Genomic DNA, 22,272 nt, shown 5'->3' on the forward strand with positions numbered 1-22,272 from the left:
CCTCTCGGGGAAGGTGTCGGATCATGAGCTGGAACGAGTCTTGGGCCACGGTGGCAGCGTGCAAGGAGTCGCAGGACGCGCTGTTCGTCCGGGGCGCCGAGCAGAACCGCGCCAAGCAGATGTGCCGGTCGTGCCCGGTCAAGCTTGAGTGTCTCGCCGAGGCCCTCGACAACGACATCGAGTGGGGGATCTGGGGCGGCATGACCGAGCGTGAGCGCCGCGCCCTGCTGCGCCGTCGTCCTAACGTGACGTCGTGGCGCACGCTTCTCGAGGCCGCCCGCGCCAGCAAGCCGGCCGGCGCCGCCGTCGCGGTCTGACGCCGGCCCCTCCGGGTCCGGTCCGTCTGGCTCAGTCCGCCTGGCTCAGTCCGTCGGGGCCGCGTCTGCGTCGACCTGGTCGGTCGCCGAGAGGCGGCGACCCGCGAGCAGCTCGCCGATCGTCGTCAGCCCCTCCACGTCGTGGACGTCGGTCGCGAGACCGGCGACCTCCACGCGGGGCACGCGCGGGTGCGCGGCAGCGAATCCCGTGACCACGCGCCGCTCGCGTGCCGCCACCCGCTCGCCGCGTGCGTGCACCGCCAGCAGCCCGGCGACCACCTTGTCGTCGACCGTCGGCCGTGAGCGACCGTCGAGCCGCCGCGCGGCGGCGTGGGCGTCGTCACCGTCGAGCGAGAAGAGCGGCACCGTCATGCGGTTCACGATCAGACCGGCCAGCGGCATGTCCTCCTGGCTGAGGCGCTCGACGAAGTAGGACGCCTCGCGCATCGCGTCCGGCTCGGGCGACGCCACGACGAGGAAGGCGGTGCCACGGTCCTGGAGGAGCGCGTACGTCGCCTCGGCGCGCTGACGGAACCCACCGAAGAGCGTGTCGAAGGCGGCGACGAAGGTCTGCACGTCGGTGAGGACCTGCGCGCCGAGGACCTTGTTGAGCGCTGACGTCACCATCCCGAACCCCGCCGAGAAGATGCGTGCGGGACCACGCGCGGGGGCCAGCAGGAGACGGATCAGCCGGCCGTCGAGCAGCGACGACAGCCGCTCCGGGGCGTCGAGGAAGTCGAGCGCAGATCGTGACGGCGGGGTGTCGACGACGATCAGGTCCCAGCGGCGCCGGTCGCCCTCGGCGGCGTCGGTCTCCTCGCGCTGGGCCACTGCCTCGGCGTGGAGCTGGCCGAGCTTCTCCATCGCCATGTACTCCTGCGTGCCCGCGAACGAGCTCGACAGCGCCGCATAGAAGGGGTTCGCGAGGATCTGCTGCGCCTTCTCCGGCGACGCGTGGGCTTCGACGACCTCGTCGAAGGTCCGCTTCATGTCCAGCATCATGGCGTCGAGCGATCCGCCCTGGGCGCCGGCGCCCGCGACGGGGCGAGGAACGTTGTCGAGCGCGGTCAGGCCGAGCGACTGTGCGAGCCGTCGTGCGGGATCGATGGTGAGCACGCAGACGCGGCGGCCGCGCTCGGCGGCGCGCAGGGCGAGAGCGGCCGACGTCGTCGTCTTGCCCACTCCGCCCGAGCCGCAGCACACCACGATCTCGATCGTCGGGTCGTCGATGATCGCGTCCATGTCGAGCGCGGTCGCCGATGCGGGGCCGCGTCCGGCATCGAGTGTCCGGCTGCGGGCCGCGGGACGGGACCGCGAGGCGGTGCGGGCACCCGTACGCGAGCCTCCCCTCGACGTGCTCGGACTCACCGGACACCTCCTTCGACCAGGCGCCGCCCCAGTGCGTAGAGGCCGCCGAGGTCGACCCCGTCCTCGAGGTGCGGGAGCTCCACCACAGGGCTGCCGGCCTCCAGCAGCACCGCCCGCTGGTGGGCCTGCAGCCGCTGACGGGCGACGTGCTCACGGCCTTCGCTGAGGAGGGCTTCGGCGGCCTGTGGCTCGACCTCCACGTCGACGCGGGCCAGGCTCTTCGCCACCGCCGTGGACGTCAGCGCACCGGAGGCGATCCGCTCGGCAGCCGCGTCGGACAGCGGGGAGGGCAGCACCTGGTTGACGACGACGTGCCCGACCCCGAGGCCTGCGTCCGTGAGCTCGTTGATCGCGTCCATCGTCTCCTGCACCGGCATCTCCTCCAGCAGCGTGACGAGATGCACGGCTGTGCGGCGGGACCGCATCATCGTCATGATCGAGTCGGCCTGCCGTCGGACGGGGCCGGCCTTGGCGAGCCCTGCCACCTCCTCGTTCACGTTGAGGAAGCGCGTGATCCGCCCGGTCGGCGGAGCGTCCAGCACGACCGCGTCGTAGGTGTAGGAGTCGTCGTCCTCGCGACGGCGGACCGCCTCGTACACCTTGCCGGTGAGCAGCACGTCGCGGACGCCGGGCGCGATGGTGGTCGCGAAGTCGATGACCCCGAACCGGTCGAGCGCCTTGCCGGCACGGCCGAGCCGGTAGAACATCGCGAGGTACTCCAGGAGCGCCGACTCGGCGTCGATCGCGAGGGCGTACACGCCGCCGTCGTCGGTGGCGGCAACCTGGCGCTCCTCGTACGGCAGCGGGGGCACGTCGAAGAGCTGCGCGATCCCCTGACGACCCTCGACCTCGCACAGCAGCACGGTCTTGCCCTCTGCCGCCAGACCCAGCGCGAGAGCGGCGGCGACGGTGCTCTTGCCCGTCCCGCCCTTGCCTGTCACGACGTGAAGCCGCTTCTCGCCTGCCACGGTGTCGAGCGTAAAGGGTGGCCCGAAGCCGGGTACGGATACAGTCGACGCATGACGCAGTGGGAGTACATGACAGCGCCCGTCCTCGTGCACTCGACGAAGGCCATCCTCGACAACTTCGGTCGCGACGGCTGGGAGCTCGTGCAGATCGTGCCGGGCATGAACCCGGAGAACCTCGTGGCCTACTTCAAGCGACCGGTCGAGGGCGCGTGATGACGTCTCCCGAGGAGCGTCTCGCCGAGCTGGGCCTGAGGCTGCCCGAGGTCGTCCCGCCGCTCGCGGCGTACGTGCCTGCGGTCGTGACGGGATCCTACGTCTACACCTCGGGTCAGCTGCCGATGCGCGACGGCTCCCTCCTGACGACCGGCAAGGTCGGCGCCGACGTCACGGCCGACGAGGCGTACGACTGCGCACGGCAGTGCGCGCTCAACGCGCTGGCCGCGATCGCCGCCGTGGCCGGTGGCGACCTGTCGCGCGTGAAGCGGGTCGTCAAGACGGTCGTGTTCGTCGCGAGCACGCCCGACTTCATCGGTCAGCCGGTCGTGGCCAACGGTGCCAGCGAGCTCTTCGGTGCCGTGTTCGGCGACGCCGGCGTGCATGCGCGCAGCGCCGTCGGCGTCTCTGTCCTGCCCCTCGACGCGCCGGTGGAGGTCGAGCTCGTCGTCGAGCTGTCGGCATGACGATGCGCGTGCCGCTGCCCTCGTCCATCGCCGAGCACGCGCACCGCGGGTCTGCTGACCCCGCGGTGCCGCGTGACGCCGCCACCGTCGTGCTGCTGCGCGACGGTGCTGACGGTGTCGAGGCGTACCTCATGCGCCGGCAGCGGTCGATGTCCTTCGCCGCGGGGATGTACGTGTTCCCCGGTGGCGGCGTCGACCCGCGCGACTCCGACACCGATGTGGCCTGGGCCGGTCCGGAGCCGGAGGCCTGGGCCGAGCGTCTCGGGTGCTCGACCGAGCTGGCGCGTGCGCTGGTGTGCGCGGCGGTGCGCGAGACGTACGAGGAAGCGGGCGTCCTGCTCGCGGGCCCCGACGCGGACACGGTCGTGGACGACACGAGCGGTGCCGACTGGCAGGCCGACCGCGAGGCGCTGGAGGCCCACACGCTGGCGTTCTCCGACTTCCTGGAGCGCCGCGCCCTGGTCCTGCGGACCGATCTGCTCGCCGCCTGGACGCACTGGATCACCCCCGACTTCGAGCCCAAGCGGTTCGACACACGCTTCTTCGTCGCGGTCATGCCGCAGGGGCAGCGGGTCGGCACCCTCACCGGGGAGGCTGACCACGCCTCGTGGATGCCGCTGGGCGCGGCCCTCGCCTCGGTCGACGCCGGTGACATGGCGATGCTGCCGCCGACCGCCATCACGTGCCGCGAGCTGTCGGAGCTGTCGGCGGCGGCCGATGCCCTCGATGTGGCGGCACACCGTCGGATCGTCCCGGTGCTGCCGCGCCTCGTGGAGGTCGACGGCGACCTCTATCTGGAGACGGAGCTGCCGTGAGCGAGAGGTTCGACGGCGGAGTCGTGAGCGCGTGGGCGACCTGCGTCCGTGAGGACAACCCGGGGCACATGACGCTGGACGGCACCAACACCTGGGTGCTGCGGTCCCCGGAGGCGACCGCGGAGACGCGGTCGGTCGTCATCGACCCGGGCGAGCTGGACGAGCCGCACCTGCGCCGCGTGCTGGAGGTCGCCGCGCCGGTCGGTGTCGTGCTGCTGACGCACCGCCACCACGACCACACCGAGGGTGCGGCGCGGTTCGCCGACCTGTCGAGGGCTCCGGTACGTGCGATCGACCCGACGCTGTGCCTGGCCGCCGACCCGCTGGTCGACGGGGAGGTCGTCGAGGTCGACGGTGTACGGCTCGAGGTCGTCGCCACTCCTGGACACACCACCGACTCCGTGTCGTTCCTGCTGCGCGACGATGCCGCACTGCTGTCGGGCGACACGGTCCTCGGACGCGGCACGACGGTCGTCGCCCACCCCGACGGGGCGCTGGGCCCCTATCTCGACTCCCTGTGGACGCTGCGCCGGGCGGTGGACTCGGTCGACGGTGCGGTCCGGCTCTATCCGGGGCACGGCCCCGTCCTGCCGGACGCCGGCGCGGTGATCGACGCATACCGTGCCCACCGCGAGGAGCGTCTCGAGCAGGTCCGCGCAGCGCTGGAGGCCGGGTCGGAGACAGCCGACGACGTCGTCCGTACGGTGTACGCGGACGTGGACCCCGTCCTCTGGCCCGCGGCGACCCTCTCGGTGCGGGCGCAGCTGGACTATCTCCGCGCCCGCCCCTGACCGCTCCTTTCGCTCGCGGGTCACCGTCTTGCGCTCGCGGGTCACCCTCTGGCGCTCGCGGGTCACCCTCTTGCGCTCGCAGGTCATTACCAGCGGCGCGCGAGCGGAGTGATCCCGAGCAGCTCTCCGATCGCGAGCTCGAACGCGGGGTCTGTGCCGAAGATCGTCTCCCGCGTTCCGATCACGAACCGCCACCCGTACCGGCGCTCGAAGTAGGTTCGGCGCTCCTCGTCGTGCCGAGCTGAGTCCGCGCCCGTGTGGAACTCGCGGCCGTCGTACTCGGCGGCAAGGAGGAGGTGCAGATAGCCCATGTCGAACCGCCTGTCCCGGCCCAACGCGTCGGTCACGGGGATCTGCGTCTGCGGGCGCGGGAAGCCGGCGTCGAGCATGCGGAGCCGCTGCCACGACTCGCCGGGGGACTCCGCGCCTGGATCGACGAGGCGCGCGAGCTCGCGCGCCTGCGGGCCTCCGCGATAGCCCTTGAGCTCGTCGACGTAGTCCACGAGCTGCTCGATGTCGGCGAGCTCGGCGCGAGCCATCCCGTCGGCGGAGGCGAGGGCGTACGGCCGTCGTTGCCGCCGAAGAAGATCGGACGTGGTCCGTAGCGGGCTGGTCACACGGATGCCGTCGACCTCGGTGACGTCGGGATCGGCAAGGAACGCCTGTCGGCACGTCACCCCGTCGGCGCGGACCCTGCCCACACCGTGCGGCGTCACCAAGGTCGGTGTCAGGAGGTGGCGCTCGCTCGGCCGGAAGGTGTCGACCCCGAACAACCACGCCGCGAAGCAGTCGCTGAGGATCGCGTGCGGCGGGGTGACGAGGCGAGTGGCTCGGACGCGGAGCAGTCTCGTGTCCGGCACCCCTGCATCCACGTAGACCGACTTGAGGACGCCGCGGATCTGCTTCTGAGCGATCGATCGGCGGAGGTCCGACTCGCTCGCGAGGCCCGCGGCGGCACGGTCACGACCACGAAACGGCAGCCCGTCGTTGATGAGGTTGCGCATCGCCACATCGAACAGCGGTCGCACGGCGGTTGGTCGGCGCTATCCACAGGGGTGACCCGCGAGCACCAGAGAGTGACCCGCGAGCGGCAGAGGGTGACCCGCGAGCGGCAGAGGGTGACCCGCGAGCGGCAGAGGGTGACCCGCGGATCGCAGAGGGTGACCCGCGGGCGCAAGAGGGTGACCCGCGAGCGCCAGGGGTCAGCGGGCGCGCTTCGACAGCCGCTCGGGGTCGATGATCACGACCGAGCGCGGCTCGAGCCGCAGCCATCCGCGCATCGCGAAGTCGGCCAGCGCCTTGTTGACCGTCTCGCGGGAGGCGCCGACGAGCTGGGCGAGCTCCTCCTGCGTGAGGTCGTGGTGGACGTGGATTCCGTCGTCGGCCTTGCGCCCGAAGCGCTGCGAGAGGTCGATGAGCGCCTTGGCGACACGGCCCGGGACGTCGGAGAACACCAGGTCTGCCACGACGTCGTTGGTCCGACGCAGACGCGAGGCGAGCTGACCGAGGAGGGCACGGGCGACGTTGGGGTGGTCGTTGAGCCACTTGGTGAGCTCGTCGTGGCTCAGGCTCGTGAGCTCGGAGTCGGTCACCGCGGTCGCCGTCGCCGAGCGCGGGCCCGGGTCGAACAGGGAGAGCTCTCCGAACATCTGCCCGGGGCCGAGGATCGCGAGGAGGTTCTCGCGGCCGTCCGCCGAGCTGCGGCCGAGCTTGATCTTGCCGTCGGTGACGATGTAGAGCCGGTCGCCCTCGTCGCCTTCGTGGAAGAGCACCTCGCCGCGACGCAGGCGTGCCGACGACATCTGAGAGCCGAGCGACTCGGCGGCTTCGTCGTCGAGGCCCGAGAAGAGAGGTGCCTGTCGAAGTACGTCGTTGTCCACGGGTTCTCCTTGACCGAAGAAAATGTCACGCACTTCTCAGTGTCCCTCATTCGGACAACTCGGCGCCACCGACACGGTCATACGTGTCGCCCTCGCACCGTACGCTGGCACCGTGCCGAAGACCACCGCAGGGCCTGCCGCGGCCCGCCGCAGCGCCAAGGCCAAGCTCCCCGAGGTTCCTGCGCCCGAGACGTCCGACGTCCGCCGCGCACGCAAGATCGACCGCGTGCTCGCCGAGACCTATCCCGACGCCGACATCGAGCTCGACTTCGACGACCCCTTCCAGCTCCTCGTCGTCACGGTGCTCTCGGCGCAGACGACCGACCGGCGCGTCAACTCCGTACGCCCTGCGCTGTTCGGTCGTTATCCCGACGCGCGGGCCCTCGCCGAGGCCGATCGCGCCGACGTCGAGGAGATCATCAAGCCGACCGGCTTCTTCCGCGCCAAGTCCGAGCGCATCATCGCCCTCGCGACTGCGCTGGTCGACCGCTTCGGCGGCGAGGTGCCGCCACGGATGGACGACCTCACGACGTTGCCCGGTGTCGGTCGCAAGACGGCCAACGTCGTCCTCGGCAACGGCTTCGGCATCCCCGGATTCCCGGTCGACACGCACGTCCAGCGCGTCGGGCGTCGGCTCGGGCTCCTCGACGCGGCCGCGCTGAAGGATCCCGTCCGCGCCGAGATGGTCCTCGACCGGCTGATCGCCAAGAAGGACTGGACGATGGCGAGTCAACGACTGATCTGGCACGGGCGGCGCTGCTGCCATGCCGCCAAGCCGGCGTGCGGTGCCTGCTCGATCGCGCGCTGGTGCCCGTCGTTCGGCGAGGGGCCGACCGACCCGGAGGTGGCTGCCAAGCTTCTCCGGACCGAGGGGCGTGCATGAGGGGTACGACCGTGGCGCGGCGCCGTCGCGTGCGCTCCGCGCGCGTACGCTCCCCGCGGTCGGCGCCTGCGCTCGCGGCGGTGGCGGCGCTGCTCGCCCTGACAGCCTGCGGCGGAGACGACCTCCGACCTGCCGACGACGGCGCCCAGACCTCCGACGACATCGGGGCGAGCGTGGTCGACACCCCCACCCTGCGTGCGCTGAAGGCCGACGCAGGGATCGAGGCGTGTCCCCGTACGAGTCGCCGAGGGGCTGTCGAGGGCGGTCTGCCGGGTGTAATTCTCGACTGTCTGGGCGGCGGCGCGCCTGTGAGCCTCGCCGGCCTGCCGGCACGACCGACCGTCGTCAACGTCTGGGCGACCTGGTGCGGCCCCTGTCGCGAGGAGCTGCCCTACCTGGCGCGGCTTCACGACGAGGCGGACGGCTCCGTGGCCGTGCTCGGCATCGACTACCGCGACCCTGATCCGGAGGCCGCCCTGCGCCTCGCCAAGGATTCAGGGGTCACCTATCCGCTCGTCTCCGACCCCGACCAGTCGGTCGCGAAGGGCCTCGGTGTCGTCGGCCTGCCGCAGACGGTCTTCGTCGACGCCGCCGGAGTCGTCGTCGCCACCGAACGGACGCCGATCACGTCGTACGATCAGCTGCGATCGCTCGTCCGGGAGCACCTCGGCGTCGACGTGGCATGAGGAGAACCCATGACGTACGCCCGTGAGCTGGTCGACGACGACGCCCTGCCCGACTGGCTGCGGCCCCTCGCCGAGGTCGGGCGGAGCATCGACAGCCCGCGCTTCCTGTCGCCCTCGATGCCGGAGGCGCCGCCGAAGGCCCGTCCGGCGGCCGTGCTCGTGCTCTTCGGCGAGGGAGACTCCGGTCCCGACCTGCTGCTCACCGAGCGCGCGCACTCGATGCGGTCGCACGCCGGCCAGATCGCGTTCCCGGGCGGCGCGACCGACCCCGAGGACGCCGGTCCGGTCGCCACCGCTCTCCGCGAGGCCGAGGAGGAGGTCGGGCTCGACCCGGACGGCGTCGACGTCTTCGCGACCCTGCCGCGCCTGTGGCTGCCGCCGAGCAACTTCGCCGTCACGCCCGTGCTGGGCTGGTGGCGTCGCCCGTGTCCCGTGCGGCCTGTCGACCCGGTGGAGGTCGAGTCCGTCTTCCGGAGCCCTGTCGCCGAGCTGACCGATCCGGTCAACCGCTTCTCCGTCTCCCACCCCTCCGGTTGGGTGGGTCCCGGGTTCGCGGTCAACGGCGGGCTCACGCTCTGGGGATTCACCGCAGGGATCGTCTCGCGGCTGTTCGGCGCCGTCGGGTGGGAGCGCCCGTGGGACGCCGGCCGCGTCGTCCCCTATCCCGGCACGGCCCGCGACCCGTTGGTCGAGGAGATCGAGACCGACGCGGCACGTGGACGGCGTCGATGAATCCCGTCGACGCCGTCGTCCTGCTGATCGTCGTCTCGTACGCCGTCCTCGGCTACCTCCGTGGATTCGTCGCCGGTGCCGTCGCGATGGTCGGTCTCATCGCCGGTGGTGTGGTCGGGCTGGTGGTGTCGCCGCTGCTGCTGACCCGGCTGGAGCACGGGACCGTGCGTTCACTCGTGGCCGTGATCCTCGTGCTGGTCCTGGCCTCCGCCGGCCAGGCGATCGGCTCGCAGGTCGGCACGCGCCTGCGCGGCCGCATGACGCATCCTCCGGCCCGGGCGCTGGACGCGGCCGGCGGCGTGGCACTGAGTGCGGTCGCGTGCCTGGTCGTGTGCTGGGCCCTCGGCTACGCGGTCTCGGGCTCGCAGATCCCGGGGGCCTCAACTGCGGTCCGCGGGTCGCAGGTGCTCGGCAAGGTGGACTCCGTGATGCCGCAGGGCGTCCGTACGGCGCTGCACTCGTTCGACAGCGTCGTCGACGCCACGCTGTTCCCGCGCTATCTCGAGCCGTTCGCCCCGGAGACGATCAAGCCCGCGGCAGCCCCCGACCCCGCGGTCCTGCAGCGTCCGGAGGTCCAGTCCGCTCGTCGCAGCGTCGCCCGGGTCACCGGTCGTGCGGAGTGCAACCGCGGGCTCGAGGGCTCCGGGTTCGTGTACGCCAAGGAGCGCGTGATGACCAACGCCCACGTGGTCGCCGGGGTCGACGATCCCGCGGTCACGGTGGGCGACAAGACCTACGACGCCGACGTCGTCTACTACGACCCGAGCCTCGACGTCGCCGTGCTTCGCGCACGAGGGCTGAGAGCGCCGGCGATCCCGTTCGACGAGGACGCGCGGCAGGGACAGAGCGCCGCGGTCCTGGGCTTCCCCGAGAACGGGCCGTTCGACGCTCGCGCGGCGCGGATCCGGTCCGAGCAGCGGTTGCGCAGTCCCGACATCTACGGGTCGGCGCAGGTCGTGCGAGAGGTCTACTCCCTGCGCGGCCTGGTCCGGTCAGGCAACTCCGGGGGCCCGATGATCTCCGAGGACGGTCGCGTGCTGGGGGTGATCTTTGCCGCGTCGATCTCGGACTCGTCGACCGGCTACGCTCTCACGGCGGGTCAGGTCGGCGAGGCCGCCCGCAAGGGCGTGCGCGCGACCCGAGGACTGGACACAGGACCGTGTGCGTGATGATGTGGCGTCCGTCACTCTTGAGCACTCCCTGCGCGTCACGTATTCGCTTCAGGGGGTGGGTGCGTGGAAGATGTTCGGCGTTGTCCGCAATCGAAGGAGATCTGTGAAGACCCGACTGGCGGCAGTAGCCGTGCTCACGATGTTGACCGTCTCGGCCTGCAGTGGTGATGACGAGTCTGCCGGTGCAGACACCGGCGGGGGTCCTTCCCACTCTGTCGAGACCGGCAGCCTCGGGTCGAAGGAGGCCGACGAGCTCGCCATGGAGTCGGCCACCCGCGTCGTCACGCTCTGGGCCCGCCCTGACGTCCCGATCGCGCAGTGGACCTCCGAGCTCCGGCCTCAGCTCTCCGCTGTGGCGATGTCCGTCCTGTCCTTCACGGACCCGGCGTCCCTCGATCCCGCCAAGCCGGAGGGCAAGCCTCGTATAATGGCCGGGTCGAAGACGCGGGTGAGGGTCGAGGTGCCGACCACGGCCGGGCCCTACCGCGTGACGATGAGCCGAGACACCGACGGGACCAACTGGCTCGTCGACCGCGTCGACTCTCCCTGAGGGCGGGGGGCCGCCCGTCATGACGCTGCCGGGCGCTCCCCGGGCGCTCTAGGCTGCGGCTATGCGCACCGTGGCGTCGTTCCTGCTGGGTCTGCTCGCGCTGGTTGCCGTCGCGGGAGCCGCGCCGGGTCTGTGGTTCGAGCGCACCATCGTCGACGAGTCCGGCTACGTGTCCCTCGTCGCCCCGCTGGGCGACGACCCGGAGTTTCGTACGGCGCTGGCCGACACCGTCGCCGACGCCGTGGTCAGCGACACCGGTCTCGACGGTGTCGCGGGTCGCGCCGCCGACGGGGTCGTGCGCAGGGTTGCGGACGGCATGACGGAGCTCAGCGGATTCGACGCCGCCTGGACCGAGGTCAACACGCTGTCGCACCGCCTCAACGTGACCGACATGCCGCCGGCCGAGCTCGACGGGCGCCTCGGCGTCGATCTCTCCCCGATGGTGGACCTGGTCGTCGACGCGGCGAACCGACGGCTCGGCACCCAGCTGCAGGGGCCGACCGACCTCGTGGTCGCCGTCGGCACTCCCGAGCAGCGTGACGTCGTCGACCGCCTCCGCGAGCTGGCACCGTGGTCGTGGGCGCTGGGCGGCGCCGCGGTCCTGCTCTTCGCGGGCGCCGTCGCGGCTGCCCGGCGTCGCGGCACCGCGCTCGTGCTGCTCGGACTAGGGCTCGTCGCGATCGCCGCCGTGGAGATGATCCTGGCCGTCGCCGGGGGCGACCGCGTGGTCGACGAGGTGGCGGCCGGGGCTGGGTTCGGGCGCTCCCTGATGGAGCAGGTCCACGACGAGGCGGTGCGCTCGTACGCCGTGTGGATGGCCGCGCTCGCGATCGCCGGTGCGGTCTCGGTGGTCAGCGGTCTCGTGGTGCGTTCGAGACCTGAGGCGCGCCCCTAGGCGCACGCGGGGTCAGCGAGCGCGCTTGCCGGACCTCGAGCGCTCCGCAGCAGCCGCAGCGGCGCCGTCCCCCGCCGGGGACGGCGTGGCCGCCGGGAGATCGATGGTGATGCGGGGATCGGTCTTTCCCTTGAGGGCGGAGGGGATCTCCTGCACGGTCGCGATCGTCCGCTTGGGCGCCTTGACCTTCTTGAGGAACCGGATGCCGACCAGCGCGAAGATGAGCACGACGAGGAGCCACACACCGGTCATCACGAGGAAGCCCCACGTGAAGCCGAGCGGGATGTCGCGGTCGAAGAGCCATGCGAAGAAGAACCCGCCTGCCATCGAGAGCATCGTGATCACGAAGAGCAGCAGGACGCCGACCGCGACGAGGAGGCCTGCGCCGACCCCGCCCGCCTTGGCGCTGACCCGGAGCTCAGACTTCGCCAGCGCGATCTCTCCCCGCACCAACGTGGAGAGGTCGCTGCTGATGTCCGAGACGAGCCTCCCGATGGTGGGCTCGGCGTCGTCCACGGATCCGGGGGCTCCAGGCTGAGACATCACGACTCCTCGTAGGCAGTTCGGTCGAGTCGAGCCTAGGGGATCAGCGCGTTTTCGGGGCATTGCCCCGCCGCTCCCCGACCGACGTCGTACGGGTCGGGAGCGGCCCGACCCGTACGACGCCCGGTGCTTCCGGTGTGCTCAGTCCTCCGAGGACGACGACATCCCGGTCTTGATCTGATCCATCACGCCGGAGTCAGCCAGGGTGGTGACGTCCCCGACCTGACGGTTCTCCGCGACGTCGCGGAGGAGTCGGCGCATGATCTTGCCCGAGCGCGTCTTGGGCAGCTCGGCGACGACCATGATCGACTTCGGCTTCGCGATCGCGCCGATCTCCTTCGCGACGTGGGCGCGCAGGTCCGCGACGATCTCGGTGCCGCCGTCTCCGGCGGACTCGCGCAGGATCACGAACGCGACGACCGACTGCCCCGTGGTGTCGTCCGTGGCGCCGACGACGGCGGCCTCGGCGACCTTCGGGTGCGACACCAGCGCGGACTCGATCTCGGTGGTCGACAACCGGTGGCCGGACACGTTCATCACGTCGTCGACCCGGCCGAGGAGCCAGAGGTCTCCGTCGTCGTCCTTCTTGGCCCCGTCACCGGCGAAGTACAGGTTCGCGAAGCGCGACCAGTACGTGTCGATGAACCGCTGGTCGTCGCCCCACAGGGTGCGCAGCATCGACGGCCACGGCTCGGTGAGCACGAGGTATCCGCCGGAGCCGTTGGGGACCGACTCGGCGTCGTCGTTCACCACGTCGGCGGCGATGCCGGGGATCGGTCGCATCGCCGAGCCGGGCTTCGCCGCGGTGACGCCCGGGAGCGGCGAGATCATGATCGCGCCGGTCTCGGTCTGCCACCACGTGTCGACGACGGGCGTCCGGCCGCCTCCGATGGTCTCGCGGTACCAGACGTACGCCTCGGGGTTGATCGGCTCGCCCACCGACCCGAGCACACGCAGCGAGGAGAGGTCGAACTCCGCAGGGATCTCGGCGCCCCACTTCATGAAGGTGCGGATCGCCGTCGGGGCGGTGTAGAGGATGGTGACGCCGTACTCCTGGATGATCTCCCACCACCGGCCCTTGTGCGGGGTCTCCGGCGTGCCCTCGTACAGCACCTGCGTCGCGCCGTTGGCCAGCGGGCCGTACACGATGTAGCTGTGCCCGGTGACCCAGCCGATGTCGGCGGTGCACCAGTAGACGTCGGTCTCGGTCTTCAGGTCGAAGACCGCCCAGTGCGTCCACGCGGCCTGGGCGAGGTAGCCCCCGGTGGTGTGCAGGATGCCCTTGGGCTTGCCGGTCGTGCCCGACGTGTACATGACGTAGAGCGGGTGCTCGGCGGGGAAGGCCTTGGGGCGGTGCTCGGTCGACGACGCGTCGACGACCTCGTGCCACCAGACGTCGAGATCGCCGTTCCATGCGACGTCCTGACCGGTGCGGCGGACGACGAGGACGTTCTCGACGAGTCCCGGCTGCTCCGCCGACACCTTGGCCACCGCCTCGTCGACGGCCGGCTTGAGAGCGGAGGGGGCGCCACGGCGGTAGCCGCCGTCCGCAGTGATGACGAGCTTGGCGCCGCAGTCCACCACACGGCTGGCGAGGGCGTCGGCGGAGAAGCCGCCGAACACGACCGTGTGCACCGCGCCGATGCGCGCGCAGGCGAGCATGGCGACGACCGCCTCGGGGATCATCGGCATGTAGATGGCGACCCGGTCGCCGGCCTCCACGCCCAGCTCCTCGATCGCGTTCGCGGCCTTGCTCACCTCGTCCTTGAGGTCCGCGTACGTGAGGGTGCGCGTGTCACCCTCGGGCTCGCCGACCCAGTGGAAGGCGACCTTGTCCCCGCGGCCGGCCTCGACGTGCCGGTCGACGCAGTTGTACGACGCGTTGAGCGTGCCGTCGGCGAACCACTTCGCGAACGGGGGGTTGGACCAGTCGAGAACCTCGGTGAACGGCTTCTCCCAGTCCAGGCGTCGTGCCGCGTCGGCCCAGAACGCCAGGCGATCCTCGGCGGCGAGGTCGTACGTCTGGGCCGTGACGTTGGCGTCGGCTGCCAGCTCGGCGGGGGGCTCGAAACGACGGTTCTCCTGCATCAGGTTGGACAGCGACTCTCCCACGGCACTTCCTCAGGTCTCGGCGGCACGTTCCGCCGACCATTGTGCCCCCGGTCACATGCTGTACGGGGTGCGGGACCGCGCCGGATCGATCAACGGCGTGGTCCGTGCGGTCGGCGGCAGGCGCCGTACGACCTGCGGATCGGACTCGCTGCCGGCCGGCCCGGCGCGTGACCGGTCTCACGGGCCGGCAGGTCGTCGCCGGTCGACACATGGCTGAAATACCAACGATTCGCCGAATCCACTGTGGTGGAGATCATTCTGCGGGGAGTGGGTGTGTACGCGTGCTCGGAGGGGCTAGGATGACGCGCACGGGGGCGGTACAGGACGGTTGGTTCGGCGACCGCAAGAAACGAAGAAGAGAGCAAAGTGACCGCGTATCCCGGTTGGCAGATCATTCATGAAGCCACCACCAAGGGCCCGTCGTCCATGCGGCGCATCGTGATCTTCAGTCACCGAGCAGGGTCTCGGCTGCGGCTCACCAGCGACTATCGCGGCGACGTCGCGACGACCGTCGCAGAGTCGTGGTCCTCGATCGGTTGGGTGGAGGCGCACCGCAACGTCGACACCCAGCTGTTCCGGAGCAGCACGCCCAACGAGGCAGCGCTCGTGGACACCCTCGACCGGCTTCTGATCGAGGTGTTCCGGCTGGCGAGCCAGATCGTCGTCGGCCCGCAGGGAGTGTCGACGCCGACGTCCTCGTTCAGCGAGATGATGCGCTGAGGCGGGGCGCTCGCGCCGCCACGGGCGACACGGTTCGGAGCCCGGACAGGATCAGTCCCAGCCCGAGGTCGAAGGACGCCGCCGACCCGATCGAGTCGTCGCGCGCGATCGCCCCGGTGGCGCTCGCCTGCTCGTGCATCTGACGTGCTGAGGCATGCCCGAGCACGAAGAGCATGATCGTCCTCGCGCCCGAGACGGCGACGTCGTCGTCGAAGTCCTCGAGCGCCGCGACGAGCCTCTCCTCGGGCTCGCGCGCACCGAGGCCGAACGCTGACGCTGTCGCGACCACCTCGGCGCCGTCGCGGACCGCCAGCATCGCGCTGCGGAACTCGTGGCAGAGCGCCTTCGCCCGCTCGTCCCAGCTGCCCGCCGGCTCGTCTCGCCGGCCTCGGGCGAGGATCTCGTCCGCCATCAACGCCAACAGCGTCTGCTTGTTGGGGACGTGGTGGTAGAGCGCGCTGGGCTGGACGTCGAGGGCGGCCGCGACCCGTCGCATCGAGAGGAACTCGAGACCGTGGGTGTCGAGCACGGTGAGTGCCGCGTCCACGACGTCTTGGAGGCTGTTGGCCATGAGCCCACCCTATCGACTAGCCTGAACACTGTTCAGGTGAACACCGTTCAGGAGATGCTCATGTCGCTCGACGCCACCCCAGACACCACGCCCGACGCCACGCCGACTGCGCGGGCGAGCTCCCGCAGGTTCTCGACCACCGACCTCGCCCTGATCGCGGCGTTCGCCGCACTCATCTCCGCCTGCGCCTACATCGGTGCGATCCCGGTCGGCTCGGCCGGCGTCCCGATCACGCTCCAGACCTTCGCCGTGATGCTCACGGGTTGTCTGCTCGGGCCCGTCCGAGGGTTCGCTGCCGTGGCCCTCTACCTCACCCTCGGTGCCATCGGGCTCCCCGTCTTCGCCGAGCACAGCGCCGGCCTCGGGGCCTTCACCAGCGTCAGCGCGGGCTATCTGATCAGCTTCCCGTTCGCCGCCGCTCTCGGTGGGTTCCTGGTGGCCTACGTCGCCGGCCCGCGACGCAAGACTCGCGCGGCGTGGGTGTTCTGCTGCTCGATGGCTGCGAGCATCCTCGTCATCCACCCGATGGGCATCGTCGGCATGGCGCTCCACCAGGACGTCTCGCTGTGGACCGCGGCCACGTGGGACGCGCCCTTCTGGGTCGGCGACCTGCTCAAGACGACGTTGGTCGCCATCATCGCCGCCGAGGTGCACCGCGCCTTCCCCAAGCTGCTCCACCCCTGACCGTGCCCACGCTCAGCTTCGATGCCGCCGGCGTCACGGTCGACACCCCGCACGGCCCCAAGGTCGTGCTCGAGCCCATCACGCTCGAGCTCACCGAGCGCCGCATCGGCGTCGTCGGAGCCAACGGGTCCGGCAAGTCCACCCTTGCGCGTCTCGTGAACGGTCTGGTGACGGCCACGACCGGTCGGGTCCTGGTCGACGGGGTGGACGTCGCGCGGGACGCCTCCCGCGTACGCCGCCGCGTCGGGTTCGTGTTCACCGACCCGGCGGCACAGGTCGTGATGCCGACGTGCGTCGAGGACGTCGAGCTGTCGCTGCGCAGGCACGTCAAGAGGGCTGCCGCACGGCGTGCCCGCGCGCTGGAGGTCCTCGACTCCTTCGGCCTGGCCGATCTCGCCGACACGAGCGTGCACGCGCTGTCGGGCGGCCAGCGCCAGATGCTCGCCCTCGCGGGAGTGCTGGCGGTGCAGCCCGCGGTCGTCGTCGCCGACGAGCCGACGACGCTGCTCGACCTCGCCAACACCCGCACCGTGGGCGATGTCCTCCTGGGGCTCGACCAGCAGTTGCTCCTGGTCACCCACGACCTCGCGCTCGCCCGGCGTTGTGACCGCGTGCTCGTGATCGAGGACGGTCGCCTCCGCTACGACGGTGCGGCCGACGCCGCGGTGGACGACTACGTCGCGTCGGTGGAGGCGCGGTCGGGAGCGGTGAGGTGAGCACTCCGGTCCTCGTCGGCCTTCACCAGCCCGGCGACTCCGTCGTGCACCGGATGCCGGTGGGAGCCAAGGCGAGCGCCCTCGCGGCGTTCAGCATCGCGGTCGTCGCCGTACGCAGCATGCCGGCGTCGTGGGTGTTCCTCGCGCTGGCGGTGGCCGCGGCCGTGCTCGCCCAGGTCGCGCTCGGGTCGGTGCTGCGGGCGGCGCGCAGCGTGCTGCTGATCGCGGTCGTCGTCGCCGGGTTCCAGTGGTGGCTGAAGGGACCGGACCGGGCGATCGAGACGGTGGTGGACCTCGTCGCGCTCGCCCTCGCCGCGGTCGTGCTCACGACCACGACGCCCGTCAACGCGATGCTCGACGCCGTCGTGGGCTGGATCCGGCCGTTCCGGCGGTTCGGAGCCGATCCCGAGCGCGTCGCCCTGACCCTGGGACTCGCGATCCAGGCGCTCCCGGGGACGATCGCGATCGCCGTCGAGACCCGCGACGCCGCGCGTGCGCGCGGGCTCGAGCGTCGACCGCGCGCGTACCTGTCACCGTTCGTCATCCGCGTCGTCGCCCGTGCTCAGGAGACCGGTGACGCGCTCGCGGCCCGAGGCCTCGGCGACGACTGAGCGTCACCAGCTCACGTGCAGCGGGCGACCCTCCTCGTACCCGGCGGTGCTCTGCAGCCCCACGACCGCGCGCTCCGCGAACTCCCCGATGGTGCGGGCGCCGGCGTAGGTGGCCGACGAGCGGACACCGGCGATGATCTCGTCGACGAGGTCCTCGACGCCTGGGCGCTCCGGGTCGACGTACATCCGCGAGGTGCTGATGCCCTCCTCGAACAACGCCATGCGGGCCCGCTCGAAGCCGGCGGCGTCGCGGGTCCGGTTGGAGACGGCGCGGGCCGACGCCATGCCGAACGACTCCTTGTAGTCGCGACCGTCGGAACCGGTGCGGAGGTCGCCGGGGCTCTCGTACGTGGCGGCGAGCCAGGAGCCGATCATCACGCTCGAGCCACCTGCGGCGAGGGCGAGGGCGACGTCGCGCGGGTAGCGGACGCCACCGTCGGCCCAGACGTGCGCGCCCAGCTCGGCGGCCGCGGCTGCGCACTCCAGCACCGCCGAGAACTGCGGCCGGCCGACTCCGGTCATCATGCGCGTCGTGCACATCGCGCCCGGACCGACCCCGACCTTGACGATGTCGGCTCCGGCGGCGACGAGGTCACGGGTGCCCTCTGCGGAGACCACGTTGCCGGCGACCACAGGGATGCGACGCCCTGTCTGGTCGGCGTACGCGTCCCGCTCGGCGACGACCTCCGGCAGGGCGCGCAGCATCTTGTCCTGGTGGCCGTGGGCGGTGTCGACGACCAGCACGTCGACGCCCATCGCCAGCAGCGCCGCGGCCTTGCTCCGGACGTCGCCGTTGATCCCGATCGCGGCACCGACCTCGAGACGGCCCTCCGGGTCGAGCGCCGGGGTGTAGAGGGTGGAGCGGAGCGCGCTCTTCTTGGTCGTCACGCCGACGAGGTCGCCACCGTCGAGCACCGGCGCGTACGACACGTGGCGCTCGCTGAGAGCGTCGAAGATCGCGCGCGGCTCGTCGGACGCCTGGACCGTGAGGACGTCGGTGCTCATCACCTCGTGCACCTGGGCGAAGCGGTCGACCTCCGCCCCGTCGTGGTGCGTGACCACGCCGAGAGGCTTGTCGCCGTCGACCACCAGGACGGCGCCGTGCGCCCGCTTGCTCAGGAGGCTGAGGGCCTCCCCGACGGTCGTGTCCGGCGAGACCGACACCGGGGTGTCGTAGACGGGGTGCGCGGCCTTGACCTGGGCGACCGACCGCCCGACGACGTCGAGCGGGATGTCCTGCGGGATGACGGCGAGCCCACCCCGCCGCGCCAGGGTCTCGGCCATGCGGCGACCGGAGACCGCCGTCATGTTGGAGGCGACGATCGGGATCGTCGTGCCGACGCCGTCGGGAGTCGTGAGGTCGACGTCGAACCGTGAGGTCACGTCGGAGCGCGACGGCACCATGAACACGTCGCTGTAGGTCAGATCGCCGGTCGGCTGCAGATCGTTGAGGAAGCGCACCATTCCAGCGTACTGATCGCTGCCGTCACGCCGCTCGCGTCACACGAACTTGTCCGACCCCGATGGCACCGTGGCGCCATGCCTGTTCATGAGCACCTCATCCCGCTGTCGGTCGACTACGTCGAGATCGCCGTCACCGACCTGCCCGCGGCCTCCGCGTTCTATCGCGAGGCCTTCGGGTGGGAGATCGTCCCGTACGGCGACGAGTACGCCGGATTCCGCACGCCCGCCGAGCCGGAGGGGCACGAGGCGGGTGGTCTCCGGCTCGCTGACGAGGTGGTGCGCGGCAGCACGCTGGTCCAGCTGTACGCCGACGACCTGGAGGCGTGCGCCGAGGCCGTCACCGCCGCGGGTGGGCGTGTCGTCCAGGGGCCGTACGGGTTCCCGGGTGGCCGCCGGTTCCACTTCCTCGACCCGAGCGGCAACGAGCTCGGGGCCTGGTCGCAGGCCTGAGCGCCTACCCGTACGCGCGGACGGCGTCGCGCAGGCGGCGCCGGCCGAGGGTCCCGAACGGCTCCGTGCCGGCGCTCACCGCCCGCACGACGTCAGCGGCCGACCGCTCGGCGAGGGCCACCACGTCGTCGGGATAGCCGAGGGTCACGCGGTGCTCGGCGAGCTCGTCCTCGTCGAGCAGCTCGACGGTCCCGTCGACCGTCTGCACGACGTCCAGGTCGAGGTCGAGCATCGTGACCAGATCAGGGCGCTCCCAGACGGCCGGCGTCGTCATGTCGACATAGAGCCTCCATCGGAGGAGCTGAGTCGGGTCGTCCTCGACGGCGTGGAACGTCGCCACGTACGGATCGGTGTGCGGCACGAGGGTGATGCTCGCGACCCTGGTCGCGATCACCCGTCCGGGACGCACCATCTGCGAGCCCGCGGGCATGAACAACCAGCTGCCCAGGTCGTCGGTCACGGTGAGGACGGTGTCGAACTCCCAGTGCGGGTGTCCGCCGTACTTCGTGGTCACCTGCCGTACCCGCGAGCCGGGCGTGGCAGGCGTGACGGCGGCACGCCCCCCTGAGCCCGCCGCGTGCACCGGTCAGGCAGCGATCGCGACCGGGCACGGCCCGCCGGCGGCACGCATCGCGCCGTGGCCCTCGTGCACCGCGTACGTGCGGGCCACCGAGGCGACCAGGTCGAGCATGGTGATCCCGAGAGCCGTGGACACGGCGGCGATGATCTCCGAGGATGCTTCCTTCTGACCACGCTCGATCTCAGAGAGATAGGCCAGCGAGACCTGCGACGACTTCGCCACGTCGCGGAGCGTCCGTCCGCGCGCCTGGCGCTCGTCTCGCAGCGCGTCACCCAGCGCGTGGCGCAGCAGCGGCGTGGGCTCCGGTGCGGGCTGGACGGGGACGAGCGACGTGGTCACCCCTTCACGCTAGGCCGGTGACCCAAGTCGGCGCCATCGGAATCGACCGCGTTCGCTCTCAGCAGACGTGTCGGCGGCCCTCAGCCGAGGTCGACGCGGAGCTCGCGCGCCACGGTGCCGGGGTTGAGCGCGTCCTTGTGGACCTCGGCGCGGAAGCATCGCGTCGCGTAGCGCATCCGCAGGCCGTTGTGACCGCTCGCGTGGCTCTCGTACAGCCCGGCCACCTGCGCGAGGATGTGATCGCGCTCGGCCGCCCGGCGCGCGGCGATCGACGAGCGTGACGCGACGAGGGCCAGGAGCGCGTCGAGGTCGAGCTGTTGCCAGAAGCCGTACTCGGACGACTCAGGCAGCCCGAACAGGCCCGACAGGGGCAGCGACGCGGTGATCTCCTCGAGGTCGTCGGGCTCGGCGTCGATGATCGAGGTGAGTCGGCGGACCCACGGGACGGACTCGTCGCGGGTGTTCCAGACCAGCGACAGCCGGCCGCCTGTCCGCAGCACGCGGGCGAGCTCCGGGAGGGTGCGCAGCGGATCGAACCAGTGGAACGACTCGGCGGCGACCACGACGTCGAACGCCCCGGCGTGGAAGGGCAGCCGTTCGGCGACGCCGCGCACCACCGGCACGTCCAGGCGCGAGGCGAGCTGCCCCAGGATCTCCGACGAGCGGTCGAGCGCGACCACCTCGTGACCCGCCTGGAGAAGTGCTCCCGTCATCTGCCCGGAGCCGGCGCCGACCTCGAGCACGCGTACGGGTGTTTCTCCGACGAGCCACCGGACCGCCCGCTCGGGATAGGAGGGCCGGGCGAGCGCGTAGTCGCTGGCGTACGCGTCGTACCCGCGCGTGCGCTCCCAGGACCTGTCCACAGGCCGAGGCTACCAAGTGGCTCCTGTTGGTCCGGGTACTCTGCAGGGCGTGCCTGACCCCTTTTCCTCGCTGGTCGCGATGGACGGTGTGCCGTCTGCCTTCGCCGCTACCCGCGACGGCATCGACTCCCTGCTCCGTGACCGCGGCCTTCGCCGCAGCACTCCCGAGATGACGGCCGACTCGCTCCTGCTCGGTGCCGCGTCGAGCGCCGCCATCGAGGGCGCGCCGTACGATCCCGACGGGCTGCGCGCCGGCGAGGCGGACCCGCTCGCTCTGGCGGTGGCGCGGATGACGACCGAGCTTCTCGGTCTGGTGCCCACCTGGAACACCGCGCCCCTGCAGGCGATCGCGCGTCTGCACGCGCTGGTAGCCCGCGGCCGGGTCGCCGACGACGAGCTGGGTCGACCGGTCTCGCCCGAGGGCGCGCGCCGTCTGGGGACCCTCGCACAGGCCGTCGTGGCGCCGACCCAGGCGCCCGGGCTGCTCGTCGCCGCGGTGGTCCACGCCGAGATCGCGACCGCCGGTGCCTTCGTCTCCGACAACAGGATCGTCGCGCGGGCGGCGGAGCGGCTGGTCCTCGTTGCGAAGGGCGTCGACCCTGCCAGCCTGACGGTGCCGGAGGCGGGGCACAGGCTGGCCGGAGCGGGATACGCGAAGCTTCTGGGCGAGTACGAGGAAGGCGGCACGGCCGGCGTCCACCGGTGGCTGATGTACGCCGCGCAGGCCTACGCCGACGGGGCGGAGGCTGCCCCGGTCGAGCCCCCGAAGGGTCCGCGACGGCGGGGATGACCCGTCGCGGCGCCGTACGGCCGGAGCAGACAGCAGACAGCAGACGCGCCATCTGCTTGAGATGGCGCGTCTTCGGCTGGCCTTGACCTCGG

At 71.4% G+C, this 22,272-nt stretch carries 28 protein-coding genes; 17 read left to right on the top strand and 11 right to left on the bottom strand.

The window, feature by feature from the left end:
* The first annotated feature begins 23 nt into the window (after positions 1-23).
* Entirely contained in the window at positions 24-317 is a 294-nt protein-coding gene (locus tag KV102_RS08240) for a WhiB family transcriptional regulator (RefSeq protein ID WP_220345889.1), read from the top strand.
* Between the two features lie 45 nt (positions 318-362).
* On the opposite strand, the gene KV102_RS08245 is transcribed toward KV102_RS08240, so the two are convergent.
* Together KV102_RS08245 and KV102_RS08250 are read right to left on the bottom strand one after the other, a co-directional pair.
* Positions 363-1,559 (bottom strand): ArsA-related P-loop ATPase, encoded by a 1,197-nt coding sequence (locus KV102_RS08245; RefSeq protein ID WP_220346297.1) that lies wholly within the window; start codon positions 1,557-1,559, stop codon positions 363-365.
* Between the two features lie 122 nt (positions 1,560-1,681).
* Complete coding sequence (locus KV102_RS08250; protein ID WP_220345890.1) at positions 1,682-2,653, bottom strand: ArsA-related P-loop ATPase; 972 nt, start codon at positions 2,651-2,653, stop codon at positions 1,682-1,684.
* A 51-nt stretch (positions 2,654-2,704) separates the two neighbouring features.
* Between KV102_RS08250 and KV102_RS08255 the strand changes: the two genes are divergently transcribed.
* Genes KV102_RS08255 through KV102_RS08270 form a run of 4 tightly spaced genes read left to right on the top strand, consistent with a single transcriptional unit; the run spans position 2,705 to position 4,939 of the window.
* Complete coding sequence (locus KV102_RS08255; RefSeq protein WP_220343138.1) at positions 2,705-2,866, top strand: DUF4177 domain-containing protein; 162 nt, start codon at positions 2,705-2,707, stop codon at positions 2,864-2,866.
* Positions 2,866-3,333 carry a RidA family protein gene (locus KV102_RS08260; RefSeq protein ID WP_220343139.1) on the top strand — a complete coding sequence of 156 codons (468 nt, stop codon included), beginning with the start codon at positions 2,866-2,868 and terminating at the stop codon, positions 3,331-3,333. The genes KV102_RS08255 and KV102_RS08260 overlap by 1 nt, the downstream gene beginning before the upstream one ends.
* Positions 3,330-4,148: an NUDIX domain-containing protein gene (locus KV102_RS08265; RefSeq protein ID WP_220345891.1), complete on the top strand. Its 819-nt coding sequence runs from the start codon at positions 3,330-3,332 to the stop codon at positions 4,146-4,148. Before KV102_RS08260 ends, KV102_RS08265 begins: the two co-directional genes overlap by 4 nt.
* The gene (locus KV102_RS08270; RefSeq protein ID WP_308290264.1) at positions 4,145-4,939 is read left to right on the top strand and encodes an MBL fold metallo-hydrolase; all 795 of its coding nucleotides are present in this window, start codon (positions 4,145-4,147) and stop codon (positions 4,937-4,939) included. The genes KV102_RS08265 and KV102_RS08270 overlap by 4 nt, the downstream gene beginning before the upstream one ends.
* Before the next feature lie 86 nt (positions 4,940-5,025).
* Here KV102_RS08270 and KV102_RS08275 read toward each other — a convergent pair whose 3' ends face one another.
* Both KV102_RS08275 and KV102_RS08280 read right to left on the bottom strand, forming a co-directional pair.
* On the bottom strand, positions 5,026-5,943 hold the full coding sequence (locus tag KV102_RS08275) for a hypothetical protein (protein WP_220345892.1): 918 nt from the start codon (positions 5,941-5,943) through the stop codon (positions 5,026-5,028).
* A gap of 198 nt (positions 5,944-6,141) precedes the next feature.
* Positions 6,142-6,819 carry a Crp/Fnr family transcriptional regulator gene (locus KV102_RS08280; protein WP_301022906.1) on the bottom strand — a complete coding sequence of 226 codons (678 nt, stop codon included), beginning with the start codon at positions 6,817-6,819 and terminating at the stop codon, positions 6,142-6,144.
* Between the two features lie 112 nt (positions 6,820-6,931).
* Between KV102_RS08280 and nth the strand changes: the two genes are divergently transcribed.
* From nth to KV102_RS08310, 6 genes are all read left to right on the top strand, one after another.
* Entirely contained in the window at positions 6,932-7,702 is a 771-nt protein-coding gene (nth, locus tag KV102_RS08285; protein ID WP_308290265.1) for an endonuclease III, read from the top strand.
* Complete coding sequence (locus KV102_RS08290; protein WP_220345894.1) at positions 7,699-8,388, top strand: TlpA disulfide reductase family protein; 690 nt, start codon at positions 7,699-7,701, stop codon at positions 8,386-8,388. The genes nth and KV102_RS08290 overlap by 4 nt, the downstream gene beginning before the upstream one ends.
* 9 nt (positions 8,389-8,397) lie before the next feature.
* Positions 8,398-9,120: a CoA pyrophosphatase gene (locus KV102_RS08295; RefSeq protein WP_220345895.1), complete on the top strand. Its 723-nt coding sequence runs from the start codon at positions 8,398-8,400 to the stop codon at positions 9,118-9,120.
* On the top strand, positions 9,117-10,289 hold the full coding sequence (locus tag KV102_RS08300) for a MarP family serine protease (protein WP_220343145.1): 1,173 nt from the start codon (positions 9,117-9,119) through the stop codon (positions 10,287-10,289). The genes KV102_RS08295 and KV102_RS08300 overlap by 4 nt, the downstream gene beginning before the upstream one ends.
* A 106-nt stretch (positions 10,290-10,395) precedes the next feature.
* Positions 10,396-10,842, top strand: coding sequence for a hypothetical protein (locus KV102_RS08305; protein ID WP_220343146.1), 447 nt, complete (start codon positions 10,396-10,398; stop codon positions 10,840-10,842).
* 61 nt (positions 10,843-10,903) lie between these two features.
* On the top strand, positions 10,904-11,737 hold the full coding sequence (locus KV102_RS08310) for a hypothetical protein (protein ID WP_220345896.1): 834 nt from the start codon (positions 10,904-10,906) through the stop codon (positions 11,735-11,737).
* A gap of 12 nt (positions 11,738-11,749) precedes the next feature.
* Here the strand turns inward: KV102_RS08310 and KV102_RS08315 are convergent, their stop codons facing one another.
* Both KV102_RS08315 and acs read right to left on the bottom strand, forming a co-directional pair.
* Positions 11,750-12,280 carry a phage holin family protein gene (locus KV102_RS08315; protein ID WP_220345897.1) on the bottom strand — a complete coding sequence of 177 codons (531 nt, stop codon included), beginning with the start codon at positions 12,278-12,280 and terminating at the stop codon, positions 11,750-11,752.
* A 141-nt stretch (positions 12,281-12,421) separates the two neighbouring features.
* Positions 12,422-14,368: an acetate--CoA ligase gene (gene acs, locus KV102_RS08320; protein ID WP_220346299.1), complete on the bottom strand. Its 1,947-nt coding sequence runs from the start codon at positions 14,366-14,368 to the stop codon at positions 12,422-12,424.
* Between the two features lie 390 nt (positions 14,369-14,758).
* Between acs and KV102_RS08325 the strand changes: the two genes are divergently transcribed.
* Positions 14,759-15,112: a hypothetical protein gene (locus tag KV102_RS08325; protein ID WP_220343149.1), complete on the top strand. Its 354-nt coding sequence runs from the start codon at positions 14,759-14,761 to the stop codon at positions 15,110-15,112.
* Here KV102_RS08325 and KV102_RS08330 read toward each other — a convergent pair.
* The gene (locus tag KV102_RS08330; RefSeq protein ID WP_220345898.1) at positions 15,093-15,683 is read right to left on the bottom strand and encodes a TetR/AcrR family transcriptional regulator C-terminal domain-containing protein; all 591 of its coding nucleotides are present in this window, start codon (positions 15,681-15,683) and stop codon (positions 15,093-15,095) included. The two genes, KV102_RS08325 and KV102_RS08330, sit on opposite strands and share 20 nt — an antisense overlap.
* Positions 15,684-15,719: 36 nt before the next feature.
* On the opposite strand from KV102_RS08330, the gene KV102_RS08335 reads away from it, so the two are divergent.
* From KV102_RS08335 to KV102_RS08345, 3 genes are read left to right on the top strand one after another with little or no spacing between them, the layout of a single operon-like run.
* Positions 15,720-16,367 (top strand): biotin transporter BioY, encoded by a 648-nt coding sequence (locus KV102_RS08335; RefSeq protein WP_308290266.1) that lies wholly within the window; start codon positions 15,720-15,722, stop codon positions 16,365-16,367.
* Between the two features lie 2 nt (positions 16,368-16,369).
* Positions 16,370-17,083, top strand: coding sequence for an energy-coupling factor ABC transporter ATP-binding protein (locus tag KV102_RS08340; protein WP_220343151.1), 714 nt, complete (start codon positions 16,370-16,372; stop codon positions 17,081-17,083).
* Complete coding sequence (locus KV102_RS08345) at positions 17,080-17,694, top strand: CbiQ family ECF transporter T component (protein WP_308290267.1); 615 nt, start codon at positions 17,080-17,082, stop codon at positions 17,692-17,694. Before KV102_RS08340 ends, KV102_RS08345 begins: the two co-directional genes overlap by 4 nt.
* 3 nt (positions 17,695-17,697) lie before the next feature.
* On the opposite strand, the gene KV102_RS08350 is transcribed toward KV102_RS08345, so the two are convergent.
* On the bottom strand, positions 17,698-19,158 hold the full coding sequence (locus tag KV102_RS08350) for a GuaB1 family IMP dehydrogenase-related protein (protein ID WP_220343152.1): 1,461 nt from the start codon (positions 19,156-19,158) through the stop codon (positions 17,698-17,700).
* A 75-nt stretch (positions 19,159-19,233) separates the two neighbouring features.
* Here KV102_RS08350 and KV102_RS08355 point away from each other — a divergent pair, with 75 nt between their 5' ends.
* Complete coding sequence (locus KV102_RS08355; protein ID WP_220343153.1) at positions 19,234-19,608, top strand: VOC family protein; 375 nt, start codon at positions 19,234-19,236, stop codon at positions 19,606-19,608.
* A gap of 4 nt (positions 19,609-19,612) precedes the next feature.
* Here KV102_RS08355 and KV102_RS08360 read toward each other — a convergent pair whose 3' ends face one another.
* The 3 genes from KV102_RS08360 to KV102_RS08370 form a co-directional block, all read right to left on the bottom strand.
* Positions 19,613-20,122, bottom strand: coding sequence for a DUF402 domain-containing protein (locus KV102_RS08360; RefSeq protein WP_220343154.1), 510 nt, complete (start codon positions 20,120-20,122; stop codon positions 19,613-19,615).
* A 72-nt stretch (positions 20,123-20,194) separates the two neighbouring features.
* Positions 20,195-20,527 (bottom strand): helix-turn-helix domain-containing protein, encoded by a 333-nt coding sequence (locus KV102_RS08365; RefSeq protein WP_374106995.1) that lies wholly within the window; start codon positions 20,525-20,527, stop codon positions 20,195-20,197.
* 80 nt (positions 20,528-20,607) lie between these two features.
* Positions 20,608-21,390 (bottom strand): class I SAM-dependent methyltransferase, encoded by a 783-nt coding sequence (locus KV102_RS08370; RefSeq protein ID WP_220345899.1) that lies wholly within the window; start codon positions 21,388-21,390, stop codon positions 20,608-20,610.
* A 49-nt stretch (positions 21,391-21,439) separates the two neighbouring features.
* On the opposite strand from KV102_RS08370, the gene KV102_RS08375 reads away from it, so the two are divergent.
* Positions 21,440-22,180, top strand: a complete 741-nt coding sequence (locus tag KV102_RS08375) for an oxidoreductase (RefSeq protein ID WP_308290268.1) — start codon at positions 21,440-21,442, stop codon at positions 22,178-22,180.
* Positions 22,181-22,272 lie beyond the last annotated feature (92 nt).

Origin of the sequence: Mumia sp. zg.B53, assembly GCF_019550935.1 — a bacterium.
In the GTDB taxonomy this organism is placed as follows: Bacteria; Actinomycetota; Actinomycetes; order Propionibacteriales; family Nocardioidaceae; genus Mumia.